16 protein-coding genes and 1 pseudogene are annotated in these 19321 nt (G+C 61.9%); 9 read left to right on the top strand and 8 right to left on the bottom strand.

The window, feature by feature from the left end; all coding sequences use genetic code 11:
- Window positions 1-167 precede the first annotated feature (167 nt).
- Window positions 168-1079: an amino acid ABC transporter substrate-binding protein gene (locus V1290_RS24080; protein ID WP_442894066.1), complete on the bottom strand. Its 912-nt coding sequence runs from the start codon at window positions 1077-1079 to the stop codon at window positions 168-170.
- Window positions 1080-1122: 43 nt separating this feature from the next.
- Window positions 1123-2115, bottom strand: a complete 993-nt coding sequence (locus V1290_RS24075) for a LysR family transcriptional regulator (protein WP_334366674.1) — start codon at window positions 2113-2115, stop codon at window positions 1123-1125.
- A 72-nt stretch (window positions 2116-2187) separates the two neighbouring features.
- On the opposite strand from V1290_RS24075, the gene V1290_RS24070 reads away from it, so the two are divergent.
- The 5 genes from V1290_RS24070 to V1290_RS24050 all read left to right on the top strand — a co-directional run bounded on the left by V1290_RS24070 (window position 2188) and on the right by V1290_RS24050 (window position 7208).
- The gene (locus V1290_RS24070) at window positions 2188-2538 is read left to right on the top strand and encodes a hypothetical protein (RefSeq protein ID WP_334366673.1); all 351 of its coding nucleotides are present in this window, start codon (window positions 2188-2190) and stop codon (window positions 2536-2538) included.
- A complete protein-coding gene (locus V1290_RS24065) occupies window positions 2535-3794 on the top strand; it encodes an FAD-dependent oxidoreductase (RefSeq protein ID WP_334366672.1) in 1260 nt (419 codons plus the stop codon). The genes V1290_RS24070 and V1290_RS24065 overlap by 4 nt, the downstream gene beginning before the upstream one ends.
- 269 nt (window positions 3795-4063) lie before the next feature.
- A complete protein-coding gene (locus V1290_RS24060) occupies window positions 4064-5032 on the top strand; it encodes a Bug family tripartite tricarboxylate transporter substrate binding protein (RefSeq protein WP_334366671.1) in 969 nt (322 codons plus the stop codon).
- A gap of 174 nt (window positions 5033-5206) precedes the next feature.
- Window positions 5207-5692: a tripartite tricarboxylate transporter TctB family protein gene (locus V1290_RS24055; protein ID WP_334366670.1), complete on the top strand. Its 486-nt coding sequence runs from the start codon at window positions 5207-5209 to the stop codon at window positions 5690-5692.
- A gap of 7 nt (window positions 5693-5699) precedes the next feature.
- On the top strand, window positions 5700-7208 hold the full coding sequence (locus tag V1290_RS24050; protein ID WP_334366669.1) for a tripartite tricarboxylate transporter permease: 1509 nt from the start codon (window positions 5700-5702) through the stop codon (window positions 7206-7208).
- Between the two features lie 95 nt (window positions 7209-7303).
- Here the strand turns inward: V1290_RS24050 and V1290_RS24045 are convergent, their stop codons facing one another.
- A complete protein-coding gene (locus V1290_RS24045) occupies window positions 7304-8686 on the bottom strand; it encodes a M20 family metallopeptidase (RefSeq protein ID WP_334366668.1) in 1383 nt (460 codons plus the stop codon).
- 184 nt (window positions 8687-8870) lie between these two features.
- Between V1290_RS24045 and V1290_RS24040 the strand changes: the two genes are divergently transcribed.
- A complete protein-coding gene (locus V1290_RS24040; RefSeq protein WP_334366666.1) occupies window positions 8871-10253 on the top strand; it encodes an LLM class flavin-dependent oxidoreductase in 1383 nt (460 codons plus the stop codon).
- Window positions 10254-10358: 105 nt separating this feature from the next.
- On the opposite strand, the gene V1290_RS24035 is transcribed toward V1290_RS24040, so the two are convergent.
- The 3 genes from V1290_RS24035 to V1290_RS24025 all read right to left on the bottom strand — a co-directional run bounded on the left by V1290_RS24035 (window position 10359) and on the right by V1290_RS24025 (window position 15205).
- Window positions 10359-12023 carry a thiamine pyrophosphate-binding protein gene (locus V1290_RS24035; RefSeq protein ID WP_334366665.1) on the bottom strand — a complete coding sequence of 555 codons (1665 nt, stop codon included), beginning with the start codon at window positions 12021-12023 and terminating at the stop codon, window positions 10359-10361.
- 422 nt (window positions 12024-12445) lie between these two features.
- Window positions 12446-14188 carry an adenylate/guanylate cyclase domain-containing protein gene (locus V1290_RS24030; protein WP_334366664.1) on the bottom strand — a complete coding sequence of 581 codons (1743 nt, stop codon included), beginning with the start codon at window positions 14186-14188 and terminating at the stop codon, window positions 12446-12448.
- Window positions 14189-14557: 369 nt separating this feature from the next.
- Window positions 14558-15205, bottom strand: coding sequence for a glycerophosphodiester phosphodiesterase (locus V1290_RS24025; protein WP_334366663.1), 648 nt, complete (start codon window positions 15203-15205; stop codon window positions 14558-14560).
- Window positions 15206-15606: 401 nt separating this feature from the next.
- On the opposite strand from V1290_RS24025, the gene V1290_RS24020 reads away from it, so the two are divergent.
- On the top strand, window positions 15607-16005 hold the full coding sequence (locus V1290_RS24020) for a RidA family protein (protein WP_334366662.1): 399 nt from the start codon (window positions 15607-15609) through the stop codon (window positions 16003-16005).
- A gap of 181 nt (window positions 16006-16186) precedes the next feature.
- Here V1290_RS24020 and V1290_RS24015 read toward each other — a convergent pair.
- A pseudogene (locus V1290_RS24015) lies at window positions 16187-16312 on the bottom strand (GFA family protein); the annotation flags it as partial.
- A 287-nt stretch (window positions 16313-16599) separates the two neighbouring features.
- Here V1290_RS24015 and V1290_RS24010 point away from each other — a divergent pair.
- Complete coding sequence (locus V1290_RS24010) at window positions 16600-17142, top strand: DUF2380 domain-containing protein (RefSeq protein ID WP_334366661.1); 543 nt, start codon at window positions 16600-16602, stop codon at window positions 17140-17142.
- A gap of 149 nt (window positions 17143-17291) precedes the next feature.
- On the opposite strand, the gene V1290_RS24005 is transcribed toward V1290_RS24010, so the two are convergent.
- Window positions 17292-18494: an MBL fold metallo-hydrolase gene (locus V1290_RS24005; RefSeq protein ID WP_334366660.1), complete on the bottom strand. Its 1203-nt coding sequence runs from the start codon at window positions 18492-18494 to the stop codon at window positions 17292-17294.
- Window positions 18495-18860: 366 nt separating this feature from the next.
- On the opposite strand from V1290_RS24005, the gene V1290_RS24000 reads away from it, so the two are divergent.
- Window positions 18861-19307: a hypothetical protein gene (locus tag V1290_RS24000; RefSeq protein ID WP_334366659.1), complete on the top strand. Its 447-nt coding sequence runs from the start codon at window positions 18861-18863 to the stop codon at window positions 19305-19307.
- Window positions 19308-19321 lie beyond the last annotated feature (14 nt).

Genomic DNA, 19321 nt, shown 5'->3' with positions numbered 1-19321 from the left:
TCCGGCCATTCTTTGCTTTCAAAAAATGGCCGGACTTGCCGGGTGGAAGCCCCTCATCCTGAGGAGCCGCGCATTTGCGCGGCGTCTAGGGATGAAGGCCCAACCGGGGCCTCATGGGTTAGAGACGGCGCTGGCGCGCCGCCTCACCATGAGGGTCAACGTATCACTTACTTATACGAATCCGGATCCGGCGAGTCCGACGGCTTGGCGAATTCGTTCTTCAGCTCGGCGCTGATCGGCGTGTTGAGGTTCAGCCCCTTGGGCGGGATCTTCTGCGTGAACCACTTGTCGTAGATCTTCTGGCCCTCGCCGCCGGTATAGATCGCCGCCGTCGCCGCATCGACCACCTTCTTGAAGGCCGGATCGTCCTTGCGCAGCATGATGCCGTAGGGCTCGGGCTTGGAGAACGCATCCTTGGAGATGACGTAATCGCCCGGCGCTTTTGAGCCGGCAACCAGGCTCGCGAGCAGGATGTCGTCCATCACGAAGGCCACGGCGCGATCGGTCTCGACCATCAGGAATGCCTCGGCGTGATCCTTCGCCGGGATGATATTGATGTTGAGGCTGCGCGCCGCGTTGGCTTCGGTGAGCTGCTTGATATTGGTGGTGCCCGCGGTCGAGACCACCGGCTTGCCCTTCAGATCGTCGATCGAATTGATCTTGCTCGCCTTCTTGGTGACGTAGCGGCTGGCAGTCAGGAAGTGGGTGTTGGTGTAGGAAATCTGCTTCTGGCGCTCGGCATTGTTTGTGGTCGAGCCGCATTCGAGATCGATCGTGCCGTTGGCCAGCAGCGGGATGCGGGTCGACGACGTCACCGGGTTGAGCTTGACCTCGAGCTTGTCGAGCTTGAGCTCCTTCTTCACGGCATCGACGATCTTGTAGCAGATGTCCATGGCGTAGCCGATCGGCTTCTGGTTGTCGTCGAGATAGGAGAACGGGATCGACGAGTCGCGGTAGCCGAGCGTGATGGCGCCGGTGTCCTTGATGTTCTTCAGCGTCCCGGTGAGCTCCTGGGCCGTTGCCGGCCCGGCGCACAACGCACCCGCGACCAGACAGCCGATAATATGACGGTGTTTCACGTAACTTCTCCCTCCAAAGGTTTCAGATGATTGCTCATCAACCCTAACTCAGCAACTTGCCGGGCCGTTTGGCCGGCGGTCTCGAACCTGTCTTGGCAAGATCCTTGGCAAGACCCTTGGCAAGACCGCCTCCGGCGTGCCCGGCACTATGCCTGCACAATTCGGACCAAAACAGATTTAGCGCCCGTTGGCCATCATGCATTCGGCCCCTGAATGCGACTAAAGACAAAGGCAACGCCCATTTGTTGCCGCCGATCGGGACCAGCCGCTTCCGGCCGGAAGCCGCCACAGTCCCCTCCGTTAACCAAGCCACGCCGCGTCCGCTGAGCGCCATCCCGCACAGCACGTCCGACATGTCGCTTTCAATGACCCGCACGCCGAAAATGGGGGCGGTCTCCAGGATGAGATCGACCAGCCGGGCGAAATAGACGCCGGGCGAATACATCAAAAGGGGGACCGGATGCGACGCCCGGCCGGGCAGCGACGCGCCGCCCTTCGCCATCAGCGCCTCGCTGGCATAGGGCCGCAGGAATTCGGTGCCGAGCGTGACGCGTTCGTAGCGGTCCGGATCGAGATGGATCGGCTGCTGGGCGTGGTGGTAGCAGATCATCAGGTCCACGTTGTCGGAGACCAGCGAGGTGACGAGATCGTGGATGTTGCCGACAACCACCGAGCAGCTCAACCGCCGCTCCTGTGACCAGGCCTGCCACCAATGCGGCAACCGGGCGGTGGCCATCGCGAACGGCAGCGCGATGCGGATATGTTCATTGCGGCGAAGCGGCTTGCCGCCAAGCTCGACGCGGCTGTCGAGCATCTGCCGCAGCAACTCGCCGGCATGCTCGCGGAAGCGCTCGCCTTGCGGCGTGAGCTGCGTCGGGTACACGCTGCGGTCGATAAGGTCGAAACCGAGCCAAGCCTCGAGGGACTTGATCCGTCGGCTGAACGCAGCCTGGGACGTGTTTCGCTTCTCGGCGGCGCGGGTGAAATTGCCGGTCTCGGCCACCATCAGGAAATCCTGAAGCCAGCGGAGCTCCATTAAGCCCCCCGCATTGCAGGCGATAGCCGCGCCGCCACGACGGCCGCCATGATAGCCTCTCTGGGGCAACGCATGGCTGCGGAGGCCAACCGGCGCTGGTTCTCGATAGGAAATGTGAAGTTCCATGCCGGCAAACGTAGCGGGTCGCCACGCGGGATGACCAATGCAAGCTTTGCATCACCTCCGCTCGCTTTCGCTTCTGCGGCAATCCCCGTCAATTCTCGCCTGCTCATGTCAGCCGTTCCGCATTCGCGCATGATCGCATCTTCCTTAGCCTGCCACGCCGCCGGCGGGTTTTGCAAATTTTGCATCATGCAGATTTGGCATCAATGGCGGCTATTCGGCGGCCTTAAACCTGGTGCGCAACAGCCGATCGATTCTCACCCTCGATCGGACGATCACCAGGACGAGACCTCGAAATGAAAATCTGCGTACTGGGCGCCGGCGTAATCGGACTGACGACCGCATGGTGCCTTACTGAGGCCGGGCACGACGTCGTCATTGTCGACCGGCATGCCTCCACCGCGAAAGACGCCAGCGCAGCCAATGGCGGCCAGCTCTCGTACGCATTCGTGGCGCCGCTGGCGTCTCCGGCAACACTCAGGAAGCTGCCGTCGCTGCTGCTGTCGTCGACTTCGCCGATGCGCATCCGCGCTGGCCTCGATCCGGCCTTGATTTCCTGGGGAGCGCGCTTCCTGCTCGCTTGCCGGCCGGCAGCCGTGCGCGAGACCATTGCAGCGCAACTTGCGCTCGCCGCCTTGAGCCGTAGCGAGCTGGCGCGCCTGACGCAAAGCCTGATGCTCTCATTCGGATTGCGAACGGCCGGCAAGCTGGTGGTGTTCCGAAGCCGGAACGAATTCGATAGTGCGCGACGCGCGGTCACCGCGAAAGCCGACGACGACGGCCAACAGGTGTTGACGCCCGCGGAATGCCTGGCGCTGGAGCCTGCGCTCAGACTTGACGCGCACGAACTCGCGGGCGGCATCTTCACGGCCTCCGAGCAGGTCGGAGATTGCGCGGCCTTTTGCGCCGGACTGACGCTCCGCCTGAGACGGCAACGCAACGTCGAATGGGTACTCGGTAGCGAAATTGCCGGGCCGGTTCGCTCCGGCGGCCGGCTGGTTGCCGTCGACACCGGCAAGGGACACGTGCAGGCGGACCATTTCGTTTTGTGCATGGGCGCGGCATCCGGCGCTTTTGCGAAAGCGTGCGGATTCTATCTGCCGATCTATCCGCTCAAAGGTTACAGCATCACGCTTTCACCGGCGCCGGAGGCGCGCCTTCTTCGGCACAGCGTCACGGATATGGAACGCAAGCTGGTATTTGCGCCGCTCGCGCGCGACGGGCGCACGGCCATAAGGGTTGCTGGCATCGCCGATCTCGAAAGCGACACCACGATCGATGCAGGACGCGTCGAAGTCCTGCGCCGCGCCTCCGCCGAGCTGCTTGGGATCGACGCAGCCGGTGCCATCGAGCCCTGGTGCGGGCTTCGTCCCATGACGCCCGACAGCCGGCCGATCATCGGCTGGTCGCCGCTTGACGGCCTCTTCATCAATTCAGGACACGGTATGCTCGGCTGGACGCTGGCGTGCGGCAGCGCGCGGCTGACGGCGGACATGATCGGTTGCAAGCCATCGGTCACCGCGACCGGAGCGTTTGCCCTGCGCCGCGCTGCCTAACGAGCGGTGACGTTGCGAACGAGTGGGCCGACAATCCAGGCTGGTCGTCATTGCCCGAATTCGCATGGCGCGGCGGCAGCCAAATTCCGTAGTCCGGGATGCCGCGGCAGGCCATCTGTCGCTGGCGTCATTTCCAGCTTGTTGCGACGCGGACGGCGCGAGCCTCAGCCGCCAACACGCTTTTCTTCCTGGGCGATTTCAGGGATGATCGAGCCCGGGAAGAAACAAGCGGCTCTCGTGTCAAGAGAAGCTGCAAGGGAGTGTTGCATATGTTCAGACGTAGCCATTTGGCGACCGCCATTGCTGCCTTCATGCTGATATCCGCAGCCGCCGGCGCGCAAGAATATCCCACCAAGCCGATTACGCTGATCGTCCCGTGGCCGGCGGGCGGTTCGACCGACATCTCGATGCGCGCGATCGCCGAGAGCGCTTCGAAGGTTCTGGGACAGCCGATCGCAATCGACAACAAGGCCGGCGGCTCCGGCACCGTCGGGCCTGCCACTATGGCGGCAGGCGCCAAGCCTGACGGTTACACCATCGCACAGATTCCGATCACGGTGTTTCGGCTGCCGCTGATGCAGGAAGTCTCGTGGGATCCGGCCAAGGACTTCACCTACATCGTTCACCTCACCGGCTACACGTTCGGTGTCACCACCAGCGCCGAGTCGCCATTCAAGACCTGGCAGGATGTGATCGACTACGCCAAGCAGAATCCCGGCAAGGTGACCTATGCGACGCCGGGCGCCGGCACGTCGCTGCATATCGGCATGGAGCAGATCGCCTCGATGGCGGGGATCAAACTGACGCAGGTGCCGTTCAAGGGCGGCGCGGAGACCAATGCCGCGGTGCTGGGGCAGCACACCATGCTGCAGGCGGACTCGACCGGCTGGCGCCCCTTGGTCGACGCCGGCAAGCTGCGGCTTCTGATGGTGTGGACCTCTGCGCGCTCGCCGAACTACCCAAACGTGCCGACGCTGAAGGAGCTCGGCTATCCCATGGTCTATGACTCGCCCTTCGGCATCGCCGGACCGAAGGGGATGGACCCGAAGGTCGTCGCCAAGCTGCACGACGCTTTCAAGAAGGCGCTCGAAGATCCCGCCGTGATCGCCACGCTCGCCAAATTCGACATGGTGCCGAACTACAGGAATACCGAGGATTACAAGAAGTTCGTCGTCGAAGTGACCGAATCCGAGCGCAAGGTGATCGACAGGCTCGGGCTGGCGAAGAAGACGAACTAGCCGCAACCGTGTCCCGGACGCGGTGCAGCGCGTTTGCGCTGCTCTGCAGGACCGGGACCCATGACGCCAGCCGTGGACCCCGGCTCTGCAGCGCAACGCCATAGCGCGTCCGGACGCGCGTAAACGCGCTGATGGCGCTGCACTGCGTCCGGGGAACGCCTGAGAGAGTTTCGCATGAATAACGACAGTGACGTCAAATTCCGCCTCAACAATTCCGAACTGTGGGGCGGGCTGATCGGGCTCGCGCTCGGCGGTTTTGTGATCTGGTCCGGGCTCAAGCTCAAGCTCGGCACCATCAACGATCCCGGGGCGGGTTACGTCATGTTCTATACCGGCATCCTGATGTGCCTGTTCGCCGTGGCGATCATCGTCGCGGCGCTCACCGAGGGCGGGCCGACCTTCGGTTCGCGTTGGCAGAACACGCGCTGGACAAAACCGGTGATCGTCATCGCCTGCCTCGCCGTGTTCGCCTTTGCGCTCAATCCGCTCGGCTTCCTGCTGTCGTCGATCCCGCTGATGGTACTGCTGTTGCGGCTGGTCGATCCGGTGCGCTGGCAATTGACCATTCCGATCGCGCTGTTGGTGCCGCTCGGCATGTGGTGGATCCTTAAACGCCTCCTGCTGATCCAATTGCCCTCGGGCATCTTCGAAATCGGCTGATCGCACCATGGACACGCTCATCAACGTCGCGCATGGCTTCGGCGTCGCCCTTCAGCCAATCAATCTGATCTATTGTTTCATCGGCGTCTTCATCGGAACGCTGGTCGGCGTGCTGCCCGGCATCGGCCCGATCTCGGCGATGTCGCTGTTGCTCCCGATCACGCTGTCGGGGACGCCGGAATCCGGCATCATCATGATGGCCGGCATCTATTACGGCTCGATGTATGGCGGCTCGACCACCTCGATCCTGGTCAACATTCCCGGCGAGGCCGCTTCCGTCGTCACATGTATCGACGGGCACCAGATGGCGAAACAAGGCCGCGCTGGTCCTGCGCTCGGCATCGCCGCGTTCGGCTCGTTCATCGCCGGCACTTTCGCGTTGATCGCGCTGATGCTGGTGGCGCCAAAACTTGCCAGCGTCGCGATCGCTTTCGGGCCGGCCGAATATTTCAGCCTGATGGTGCTGGGCCTCGTGGTGCTCACCTTCCTGACGCAGGGCTCGATGGCAAAGGCGCTGCTGATGGCCTGCACCGGCGTTGTGCTCGGGCTGATCGGGCTCGACAGCATCACCGCGCAACCGCGCTTGACCTTCGGCCGGGTCGAACTGATCGACGGCATCGGGCTGGTCCCTGTTGTCATGGGTCTGTTCGGTGTCGCCGAGGTGCTGCTCAACACTGAACAAATCATCAAACGCGACATCATCAACACGAAGATCACGCATCTGTTGCCGAGCAGAGCAGACTGGAAGGCCAGCGCGGGCCCGATGTCGCGCGGAACGATCATGGGATTTCTGCTCGGCATCCTGCCGGGCGGCGGGGCGGTGATCTCTTCCTTTGCGTCCTATGCTCTGGAAAAGCGACTGTCCAAGACACCGGAGCGCTTTGGCAACGGCGCGATCGAGGGCGTGGCGGGACCCGAAGCCGCCAACAACGCCGCCGCCGGTGGCGCCTTCATTCCGCTGATGACGCTCGGCATTCCACCGAATGTGGTGATGGCGCTGTTGCTCGGCGCTTTCGTCATTCACGGCCTGCAGCCTGGGCCCTTGATGATCACGCAGAACCCCGGCCTGTTCTGGGGCATCGTCGCCAGCATGTATATCGGCAACCTGATGCTGCTGGTGTTGAACCTGCCGATGATCGGCATGTGGGTCCAGCTCCTCAAGCTGCCCTACAACATCCTGTTTCCCCTGATCATCCTGTTCACCATCATCGGCGTCTATTGCTCAAGCAACAATGTGTTCGACGTCTATGTGATGATCGCGTTCGGCATTATCGGCTATTTCATGCGCAAGCTCGGCTACGAGCCGGCCCCATTGGTGCTGGCCTTCGTGCTGGGACCGATGCTGGAGAACAATCTGCGCAAGTCGCTGATCCTCTCCCAGGGCAATCTGATGACCTTTATCGAACGGCCGATCTCGGCCGCCTGCCTTCTGTTTGCGGTCGTGCTGCTGGTCGGCCCGCTGCTGCCGGCGCTGCGCAAGAAGCGCGAACTGGTCGCGCTGGATGAAGAGGTGTAAGGCAGCGGCGTGCCAACGACCTCTCAGCTCGTCATGCCAGGCCTTGTAGCATCCGCAAGAAGGTGGTGGCCGGGACAAGCCCGGCCATGACGGAGTCACGCCTTCGCCTTCTCACCGAGGTCCCAGAATATCCCTGCCATGATCGCCAGCGCTTCCTCAGTCACCGGCAGCAGGATGTGCTCGTCCGGCGCATGCTGCGAGCAGCCAGGGTAGGAATGCGGCACCCAGATCGTCGGCAGGCCAAACCCCTCGGCGAACACGTCATTCGGCAGCGAGCCGCCAAAGTTCGGCAGGATCGCCGGCGACTTGCCGGTAGTCTCCCTGATCGAGTTCGCAGTCCAATTCACCCAGGGGCTGTCGACATCGGTGCGCGAGGCGGCGAAACGTTGCGTGCCGCTGACTTCCACCATCGGAAAGCCGTTGGCGTGCAAATGCGTGCGCACGGCGTCAATGACCTCTTCGTATTTGGTGCCGACGACGAAGCGGAGCTGCAGCACGGCATTGGCGTGTCCCGGAATGGCGTTGGCTGGCTTCTCGATACTGCCCGACGACATCGCCAGAACCTCCAGCGTATTCCAGGCAAACAGCCGCTCTGCCGGCGATAGCCCCTCCTCGCCCCAATCGGGCGCCAGCGCCGGCTCGTCCGCGGTCGGCTCGATCTTCACATCCGCAAGCGCCGCGCGGACCGCGTTTGAAATGCGCGGCGGTTTGAGCGCGTCGAGCTTCATCCGTCCCTTGCCGTCGACGAGGCTCGCGACGGCGTTGCAAAGGATCGTCGCGGGATTGGCGAGCACGCCGCCCCAATTGCCCGAATGGTGGCCGCCTTCGCGCAAGTTAACATCGAGATGAATGCGGTTGCCGCCGCGGCAGCCGAGGAAGATCGTCGGCCGATCGGCCGAGAGCCGCGGCCCGTCCGACGCCAGGAACAGATCGGCTTTCAGCGCCTCGCGATGGGCTTCGCACACCTGCCGCAGATCGGGCGAGCCGATCTCCTCGCCGGTCTCGATAATGAATTTGGCATTGAAGCCAAGCCTGCCGCCGCGGGTCTCGCGCACCGCGCGCAACGCCGCGAGGTTGATGCTGTGCTGGCCCTTGTTGTCGGCGGTGCCGCGGCCATAGACGCGCTCGTCCTTGGTCGTGACCTGCCACGGGTCGAGATTGTCGCGCCATTCGCCTTCCATGCCGTCGACGACGTCACCATGGCCGTAGGTGAGCACGGTCGGCAGAGAGGGATCCTCACGATAATCCGCCAGCAGATAGGGGCCCTTGCCGGTCGGCGATTCGATCAGGCGGGTGGAGAAGTCGAGCGCGGCGAAGGCCGGCTGGAGGTCGTCCACGAGATAGGCGCGCAACGCCTCGCCGCTGCCGGGATTCTGGCTTTCGGTCCGATAGCCGACCCTGCGGCCGAGTTCGGCGAGAAACGCGCCGGAATGAAGATGCTCGCGTGCCCGCGCAACCGCGTCGGCTCTATCAGCCATGTTTCTTTCCTTTGTTCGCTAACGTGTTGGGGCGCAACCTATCGGGATAAGCCGCCCGCTGGAAGTGGCAGGGCCCGTCGAATGGGCCTTGCTAAACGCAGCGAGGATGCAACAATTTCAGGCAACAGCCCGGCGTTTAACCGGGCAAATGCGCAAGGGAACTGTGCGCTGCGAGGTTCGCGTCATGACAAAACAAATCCGGCTCAACGCCTTCGCCATGAACTGCGTGGCGCATCAATCGCCGGGGCTCTGGACCCATCCGCGCGACCGCACGCTGGACTACAACCGCCTGCCCTATTGGCTCGATCTGGCGAAGACGCTTGAGCGCGGCCGGTTCGACGGACTTTTCCTCGCCGACGTGCTTGGCGTCTATGACGTCTTCGGCAACAGCCCGGACGCTGCCCTGCGCAATGCCGCGCAGACGCCGGCCAACGAGCCGCTGATGCTGATCCCGGCGATGGCAGCGGTGACGCAGAATCTCGGCTTCGGCGTCACCAGCAATCTCTCTTTCGAGCCGCCCTACCCGTTTGCCCGGAGAATGTCGACGCTCGATCATCTCACGGAGGGACGCGTCGGCTGGAACGTGGTGACCGGCTATCTCGACAGTGCCGCCCGCGGCGCCGGCAAGGACAGGCAGACCGCACATGACGACCGCTACGACATCGCTGACGAATATATGGAGCTGGTGTACAAGCTCTGGGAAGGAAGCTGGGAAGACGACGCCGTGCTGCGCGACCGCGCGCGCGGGATTTTTGCCGATCCTTCCAAGGTGCATCGCATTCAGCACGAGGGCCGCAACTACCGGCTCAACGCCATCCATCTTAGCGAGCCGTCGCCGCAGCGAACGCCGGTGCTGTACCAGGCCGGCACCTCGCCGCGCGGTCGAAGGTTCGCCGCCCAACATGCCGAATGCGTATTCATGTCGGGCCCGTCGGCCAAGATCATCGGGCCGCGGGTTGCCGCGATCCGCGCGCTGGCGCAGGAGATCGGCCGCAATCCGGCTGAAATCCTGATGTTCTCCATGATGACGATCATTATCGGCCGCACCGAGGCAGAGGCGAAAGCGAAATACGCCGACTATCGGGCGCACATCGCGACGGAGGGCGCACTGGCCTTGATGTCGGGCTGGATGGGCGTCGATTTCTCGAGCTACGACCTCGACCAGCAAGTGCGCCACGTCCAGAACGACGCCGGCCGCACTGCGCTCGACAACGTCACCCGCGCCGATCCCGACCGGGTCTGGACCGTCCGCGAGGTCGTCGAGCATGTCGGCATCGGCGGCGCGGGGCCGGTCGTGATCGGCACGCCCGAGAAGGTTGCCGACGATATCGAGGCCTGGTTCGAGCAGACCGACGTCGACGGCCTCAACGTCGCGTTCGCCACCTCGCCCGGCGATTTCGAAGATATCGCCGACATGCTGGTGCCGGAGCTGACAAGGCGACGACGGTACAAAAGCGAGTACGCGAAGGGGACGCTGCGAGAGAAGCTGTTCGGAGCGGGACGCGCACGGCTCACCCAGACGCATCCGGCGGCGAGATTTCGCCCGCATGTGCAGGCAGCGGAGTAATTCGTAGGGTGGGCAAAGGCGCACTTGCGCCGTGCCCACCACCTATCCACACCGCGCCTCTGATATGGTGGGCACGCTGCGCTTTACCCACCCTACCGATTTCGACTAATTCACCGAATTGCTTACCACGACCTCGATCAGTTTTGCCCCCGGCCGGCTGAAGGAGGATGACAAGACCGATTTGAGCTGGCCGGGATCGGTGACCTTCGTCGCCTCCAGGCCCAGCGACTTCGCAACGCCCGCAAAATCCACCGGGGGATCCACAAAATCCATGCCGACGTAATGATCGTCGCCATGGAAGGCGAGCAGCCGCTGCTTGATGATGCGGTAGCCGCCATTATTGACGATGACGAACGTCAACGGCAGCTTGTGGTTTGCGGCCGTCCACAGCGACTGGATCGAGTACATCGAGCTGCCGTCGCCGGAATAACACACCACTGGCCGCTGCGGATTGGCGAGGCTGACGCCGACAGACGCCGGCAATCCCCAGCCGATGCCGCCTGAGGCGAGCGCGTGATAGCCGTAGCGGTCGCGATGCGGACGCAGCGCGATGATCTGCCGCGCCGAGGTCAATCCCTCGTCGACCAGGATGGCGTTGTCCGGCATCGCTTCGACCACCTGCAGCGCCAGCCAGTCCGGATCGATCGGCGAAGTATCGGCGTGTCTCGCAATCTGTTCGACCAGCGGCCTGCGCCGCGCCGTCCAATTCTTCGCGGCGAGCGTGTCCAATCCTTGGCTCGCGCGCGCCTGGAGCGTACTGCCGCCGGCGGCCTTTAGAGCCGGCACCAGGGCGCGCAAGGTTTCCCGCACATCGGCCTTGAGCGCGATATCCGCCCCATAGTTCCTGGCGAGGTCGTGGTCGACCAGGCCGATCTGCACGATCGACAATCCGTCCGGCAACGGATCGACTTCGCTGTAGACCGACATCCGCAAGGGATCGCCGCCGAGCGCGATGATGAGATCGTACGGCGACAGTGCGTCACGGGCGATCTTCTGGATGCGCGCCAGCGCACCCATGAAGCACGGGCTTTCCGACAGGAAATGGGCGCCATAGGGCGTCGGCGACTGGTAGGCTGGGCAACCCAGCGTTTCCGCGAGTTGAGCGGCCTCCTGCAGCGCATCGCTTTTCACGATCTCGTCGCCGACAATGATCACCGGCCGCTCTGCCTTGAGAATCCGCGCGGTGAGCGCCTGCAGCGATTCCTCCGATGGTTTGACGCGCGTATCGACGCGGGTCGAGCGGCCAAGCTCGATGCCGGCCTCGGAATTGAGGATATCGCCCGGCAGCGAGATGAACACCGGCCCCGTCGGTGGCGTGGTCGCGATCTTGGCGGCGCGGCGCACGATCCGCGGCAGGTCCTCCAGCCGCGTCACCTCCACCGCCCACTTGACCAAGGGCGCGGCCATCTGCACCAGCGGACCATAAAGCACCGGCTCCGTCAGGCCGTGGCCTTGCTCCTGCTGGCCGGCGGTCAGGATCAGCGGCGTGCCAGTGAAGCTGGCGTTGTAGAGCGAGCCCATCGCGTTGCCGAGACCGGGCGCGACATGGACATTGCAGGCGACGAGCTTGCCGGAGGCGCGGCTGAAGCCGTCGGCCATGGCGACGACCAGGCTTTCCTGCATCGCCATCACATAGGTGAGGTCGGGATGGTCCTTCAGCGCGTGCATGATCGGCAGTTCGGTGGTGCCGGGATTGCCGAACAGATGCGTAACGCCCTCGTCCTTGAGCAGCGCCAGGAATGCCGAACGGCCGGTGATCTTGTTTCTCATAGTCCCTCCCACCCGCCGCTTCGAAGAAGTGCGGGGTGGAAACAGATGACCAAACTTGACGCGTGTAAGCAATGGAGCGCGGTCATGGCTGCTCTGCACAGACATTTTCCGTGTCCCCGACGCCGTGCAGCGCGGCAGTGGTACACTGTGGGACTCAGGCACAAAATCGCGAAAACAACCCCATGCAAAGTAGAATGGGACCCGGCTCGCAGCACTCAGGCAGCTTGCGTCCGAGGCACGAGATGGTCCGTCGTCACGGCCTCATCCCGCTCCAGGCCGTGTACTCATTAAGCGACTGACTGACGTCCGCCCAACCCTCAACAGCGGCGGAATAGCGGACATAGCCCGATGTCGCGGAAGGGCCAAAACCGGACTCATGCGCCGCAGCAGAGTGCGCCTTGATCACCTCATGGGATGGAGGGCTACTCGGGCAACCCCGCCTTCCGAAGCCCCTCAATCAACAGCGTCGCGTTTGATTGTCCGCCCCGGGCGATGAACGCAGATATCGTAGAACCGGGATCGGTCTCAAGCACACGCGCCGCCGCCTCACGCGCCTCGGCGTCGCGTCCGAGGTGGGCGAAAGCGGACGCGAGACAGCGGTACGCTGTCGGATGGGAGGGGTTCTGACGAAGGGCTTTCTTCCCTGCGGCGATGGCCTCGTCAAAGCGACGAAGCTCAATAAAGGCCATCCCCATCCCGGTAAACGACCGGTGTAGCGTCGGGTCTACCGGGCTCATGCGCACGGCGCGTTCGAAGCTCCGGACCGCTTCCTCCGGCAGCCCCGCATTTCGATAGACCCAGCCTCTGCCGCGCCATGCCGTATATGAATTTGGGTTGAGCGCGACCGCGCGATCAGCCATTTCGATTCCACTTTCAATATCGTCGACCATGAACGCCGAGATTATGGCAGCGTACGCTAACGTTTCCGGATCACTGTCGTCGATGCTCAATGCCAGGCGAAGCAGTCGAACTGCTTCCTTGCGGTTGAATTGAGGGTCGTCATAGCCCAAAAGGACCTTAAGCGTATAACAGTTCGCGGCCAGAGCCGCGGCAAAGCCGAACCGAGGGTCCAGCTCCAGAGCGCGATGCGCCAGCCTGAGCGCCTCTGCCAGCCCTTCGCGGGTCGATAGGTAATACTGCGGCAAAGCCCGGAGATAAAAATCATAAGCGGTGAGGTCCTCCGGTCGCCGCCGCGCCGCCAAATCGATTTCTGTTTGAAGCAATCTTGGCTGAATGGCCGAGACGACGGCAACGGTGACTTCGTCCTGGAGAACGAAAATATCCGTGAGGTCACGCTCGAACCTGTCCGCCCAAATGTGTGCGCCAGTAATCGCATCAATCAATTGCCCGGTGATGCGGACTTTCCCCGATGCCTTGCGCACAGACCCCTCAAGGACATAGCGCACGCCAAGCCTGCGTCCGACCTCCTTCACATCGACGGCTTTGTTTTTGAACGTAAAGCTCGAATTTCGGGCGATCACAAACAGCCATTTGAACCGCGAAAGCGCGGTGGTGATCTCCTCAACCATTCCGTCCGCGAAGTATTCCTGCTCGGGATCGCCGCTCATATTGTCAAACGGCAACACGACGATGGAAGGCTTGTCCGGGAGTGGCGGGGCCGCACTTAGCCTATCGATCAGCATGCTGCGCGCTCCGGCGCGAACGGCGTAAGCGCGGACCGGCCTGGAGATGTTCTTGAGCCGCTGTTCGCCCCGGTCCTCGAAGCCAACATCCAGCTTGCCCTCGACCTCGCTGTACACCTTCTCGGAAATCAGGATGCCGCCCGGATCGGCGGTCCCCTCCAGCCGGACCGCAATGTTGATCCCGTCGCCAAAAAGATCGCCGTCAGCTCCAACGATAACCTCCCCGAGATTGACCCCAATACGAAGGTTAAGGGGGCTTCGGCCTGATGCGATGCTTTCCTGTATGTCCACCGCGCATCGCACCGCAGCCGATGGACTTGCGAACTCGGCCAACGCGCCGTCACCCGTTGTCTTGATTAGTCGCCCTTCGTGGCGGGAGAGACCAGGCTCGATCAATTCCCGCTTGAGCCGTTCGAACTCCGCGTAGGTGGCTACCTCAGCGCGCTGCATCAACGCGGAGTAGCCGACCACGTCGGCAGCCAAGATTGCCGCTAATCGCCTATGAACCTGCTGCTCGGTCACAGCGCCCTCCGAACGGCCAGACCAACCACGCCGCTGGGACAAGGAGGAGCTTAGCACTTAGTTGCGGACCTGTGAGCGGTATCGTAGGAGGCTCGATCGCCTCAAGTGGGCATCTTGCCGGGCCGGCCCTGGCACGGCGGCAAAGCGCGTGCGTCAACAGGGGGGTCCGAGTTGGGTCAAAATGCGAATAACTCACCGTGAGCAAACCTAGTCCGCTACACGTCCACGAGCGGACCTCGATGCAACGTGCCGCCACTTCACCTACGGGCCAAAAGGCGACGTCACCGAAACAGTTCCCCACCAGATCAGGCCGATCTGTCAGCTGCTTTCGAATACTTCACGGGCGACGAAGGGGTTTGCGCGGCCTAATCAGGTCTGGCGCTGGTCGAGAGTGCGGTCGACGTCGGCAACTGCCCCGTAGAGGTGCTGCCGCGAGAGCCAATGAAGGTCGTTCATGCGTTGCACGACTCCTACCACAACCGGCACGTGGTGGCGTCGCGCAAGCTGCTCAAGCGAGAAAACGGACCACCAGGCGCGAAAAGCGACTCGCGTCCAAGCGCGCGCGTCCCAGCCGAGCAGGAGGACATCCGGCTCATACCTGCGCACCGCACGATTCAGGTTCCACGGGTACATGACGATGAGGCCCAGGCGCACCGGTCGCGCACCCTCCCACGGAAAGGATCTTGCGACGGCGGCAAAGGCAAACACGACCGAGCGACGGGCCACGTTGCTGGCAACCAGCCTCTCGATGACTCTAGAGACAAGTCCCGTCTCCTTCACCTCCACAAACAGTTCAAGGTCAGTCGGCGAAAGAAGCGACAGTGCCGCATCGAGGGTAAGCGCATTCTCGACATGACGCGGCGGCTCGTGTGACACCACCAATGTGTCGGAATCCGCTGCAAGGCAGACGTCGAATTCGACACCAGATATTCTGCCGTCACGGGCGGCACGTGCGAACGCGGCGAGCGAGTTTTCACCCCGACCCGCGGACCATCCACGATGCGCTATAAGCTTCATGACGAGGTCCGTAAAGCTGCGCGCGCCATGCAATCTCCCCGACGAGAGAAATGTCAATCCGCGGCCACGACGTTGACCCTGATCAGCGTAGGGCCAAAAGGCGACGTCACCGAAACTGCCGGTTTTGGGTCAGTTGCGTCGGTTGGCCCGCGTCTGAACCATGGCCGGTCCACTCCTAGCAACAGACGCTACGTCACAGGTCGGAGTCGTCGCATACGGGCCACAAGCAGACTCCGGCCGCGTCGCAGTCAAGGCTCTACCTTATAATCCAGCCGAACGACAAGTCGCGCAGGGTGTGCATCGTACATCTTTCATCCGAGGCAATTCCGCGACGCGCTCGCCTATATTTGTGATAGACCAATAGCGAAACGCATCAGAGATAACTTCATAGGGAGAATGCAATGCCTAGGACAAAGCTCTCCGTCCCCGATGTAGCTGAGGTCGGCCCCGGTCTGTGGTCAAACGCTATACGCGCCGGCGACATGCTGTTCATCTCCGGCCAAGTAGCACGTCCCTTCGAAGGCGGCACTGAGATAGTTGGAAAAGATGAGTACGAACAAACCAAGCAAATATTTTCACGCATTGATCGCATCATCAATGCGGCCGGGGGAACGATGGACAATCTGGTAAAGATGACGATCTATGTCGTCGATATCAAGAAAAACACCGAGGTCTGGCGAGCGCGCCGCGAGTTCTTCACCGGAGACTTTCCTGCCTCCACGCTTGTAGAAGTGCGGTCTCTTGCGAAACCGGAAGTCTTGGTGGAGATCGAAACCGTCGCCTATCTCGGTAACAGCTGAAGTCCGATTTGGGTCAAGAACGACAAAGCTCAGGGTGAGCATAATAGGTCCGCTTTCGGGTGCATAGCGTCCGCCCCGCTCCTTGGCGGGCCACATTGAGCCGGACTGTCTTGCCGTGATTCAAGCCCCTTATCGCCTTCGTCCAACTCGCATCCATCCGGCTATGGCTGGCTGCGCGTAAACTGCGTACCGTCTTGGTGGCCTCGTCTTCGTATCGTGTGAGACTGGCCTTGCCCTTGGTGATGCGAAAGCGCTTGCGCCAGCTTCCGACATAGGTCGCGTAGGCCGCGCCATGCGCGGGGCGAGCCGCGCCGCCGGAAGATCGAGGCGGAGCATTTTAGCGGTCTTGAGGTTGACGACCAGCGCGTATTTGGTCGGCGCTTGCAATGCGAGCACTTCAAGCAGCCTTGAATGACTAACTTGTAAGCTGACTTTCCGCTGACGACCTCCAATGTTCTGGTCAAATCCGCTTTGGACATTTGGCGCGACTTGGTCTGAACGACGGTGCCGGATAGCGGTAGGGAATGCAGCAATTGATGCTTGGAAAGGGTTACAGTCGCACCGCAATTCAGCCTCGGAGATCGAGCCCTCGCCATGCGCCCCGCCTCCCTGTTGCAAGCTCTTACCACAGCCGGCCTGTTCACGGGTCTGTTCCTCGGATCCAGCCTCATCTCAGATGCATCCGCCGCGACCGCGGGCCACGCCTTGGCTGTCTCTGTCGACGATTTCATTTATATCGACACGTCGAACGAGCCCACCGATCAGACGGCCGTGCATGAAAAGCGATTGCGGACTTTCATGACTGCGCTGCGGGACAACGTCACGGCAGACCGGCGCTTTGAGCTCGTGCCGTCCTCCTGCGCACCAAATTGTCCGACCGACGGACCGGCGTTGCGCGATCGGCTGCGCGCGGCGTCACAGGCCGGCGCGCAGATCCTGATTATCGGCATCGTTCACAAGCTAAGCACGCTGGTGCAGGTTGTGCGGATTGCTACCATCGATACAACAACCCAGCGCGTCGTGTTCAGAAAGTACTTTCAGTTCCGCGGTGACAATGACGAGGCATGGCAGCGGGCGGAACGCTTCGTATCGGAGGAGGTCCGCGACCGGCTGCTTGAAAGTAGATCGCAGCAATAGGCCCCGCGCGTCTGCAATGGGTCAAAATGCGAAGAACTCAAGGTAAGCAAATCTAGTCCGCCATGCCTCATTGAGCGGGCCTCAATGAGGCGGGTCGCCACTTCGTTGATGGGCCACGAACGGACATTCATGTGATGGTTAGGCTACGCTCACGCCTCGAAAACCAATCGAGTTCCGGTGTACGAGCGTAAGAGCTTTGTCGGCATCGCAGCTCGCGCGGTTTCGTAAAAAGGCTCCCCCGTGCAATGCAGCGGAATCACGAAAGTCGGATCGATTTCCTGGAGTGCCTTGACCGTATCTCGAACGTAGTCCTCTTGATAGGGCGCGAGATGAAAGCCCCCGATCACCGCATGAATTTTTTCCACGCCGGAGACGGCTTGAGCTTGCTTGATCGCGTTGACCACGCCGCGATGGCTGCATGAAGTTAGGACGACAAGCCCCCGTCCTTTCAGATTGAACGCCGTCGCGATCTCGTGCTGAAACTGATCCGGTACGACCGGCGCAGTACGTTCCGCCTCGCTGAGGCGCTCGGGATAACAGCCGACGCCGCGGTCGAAACCAATGGTCATTGCGCTCGGTGACAGCACCTTCTCGAAGGTCTTCTGACTGATCTGCCCCGTGGCCACGGCGTGATCCGCAACCAGGGCAGGTTTGTCCGCGACGGTTACGGCGATGTCGGCCGCCTCGAGTGCTTTGCGGTCGATGACGCCGAAGCTGCCCCGCACCGGCGGGCCAGTCCACTCGCGCGCGCAGAAGCATCCTTCGCCGCCGACAAACAGCGGCAGTTTGGGTTTTAGCTTGCCGCTGTGCGCCTGCAAGAAACCAACGAGACCGCCAAAGTGGTCCTGGTGCCCGTGGCTGAGCACAAGTGCGTCGATGGCCGCGGGATCAATGCCAAGAAGATTCGTGTTGTTGAGAAGTGCCTCCGACGTGAAACCGAAATCGACCAGGATATTGCGCGTCTCGTTGCCGCGTCGCGACTCGACCTGCATCGCAAGGCCGAATTCGCTGACCAACGTTCTGCGCGGCGGCTTCTCGCTAAGACCCCAGCCAAAGTGCTGGATATCGAGATTGGGCAGCTTTCTGCTCGGGGCGACAGCGAACTGATAGCTGTCGATCACGATTCGAACTGCCACGCGGTCGAGCTCTGGCAATGATCCAGCGACGGCCTGCGCCCTGACTGGCTTCGAGCTACCGAGTATTGTAGCAAGTATCAGGCTAAAGAGACTGGCGCCTCCGCCGCAGACAAATTCTCGCCGCCCAACCTCGTCGCAGAAGAACTGCCGCCGAGGCGCCTGAGCAGCACCTGTTTGTGATAGCGCGATTGAAGCTGAGGTGTAATCGATAGCCATTGCTAACCTCCCGTTCTGCCAACCACGAGGCCATAAACAGAAGGCGCGGGACCGCACGGGTTCGTCCGGAAGGTCGGGCGTCTCAAGTCAAATATGATCCTACCGACTAACTGCTCCGTCAAGAAGAATGCCGGCCTTAGCTCTGGCTTCTCGATCTGGCAAAGCTACTTCCCTTTCCGACGGGTCGATTCGAGTAGCGGCTCGCGACATGTCCGGTTGGGGTCAGGCTGCGACATCACGGCATCATCCGGCGACTTCCGCTCTACCCCCGACCACGGGCATTGACCACGGCGTTCGAAAGGTCGTTTAAGGCCCCAAAAGGCGACGAATCAGACATCCTGACGCGATCAGATTGGAGCTGTCTCCATGTATGTTCTCGCTGACCGAGTGAAGCAGGATCCGGTTCGTCGTTGGTCGCTGCCGGAGCGAGTCTTCTTTGCTTGTGGGGCGTGCCATATCCTCGCCCATGCTTTTCTGAAGGCGAATCCGAGGTCCGGCTTTGCTCCGCTCTGGATCAAGCCGTCAAAGGGTTTCACTGGCAATCACATCGTGGTGGTGCGCGACGATATGGCGTTCGACTATCATGGTTTTTCAAGTTGGAGCCGTTTGCTCGGGCACATGGAAGCGAAAGCGAACCGCTGGTGGCCCGGTTGGTCTGCTCAGTTGATTTTCCTCCCAATGGACGTTCTGATCTCGGAGTCAAAGTCACGCGAGTACGATGGTCTGTGGCTTCGAGAGCCCAAGCAGTTCTTGCATGACGCCATGCCCAGAGCTGAGCAATTCCTGCTCCGATTCCCTCGTCCGCCAGAATGACCGCAATGGGTCAT

The sequence above is a fragment of the Bradyrhizobium sp. AZCC 1578 genome (genome assembly GCF_036924675.1).
Lineage (GTDB): Bacteria > Pseudomonadota > Alphaproteobacteria > Rhizobiales > Xanthobacteraceae > Bradyrhizobium.
This window is presented reverse-complemented; position numbering and strand designations above follow the sequence as displayed.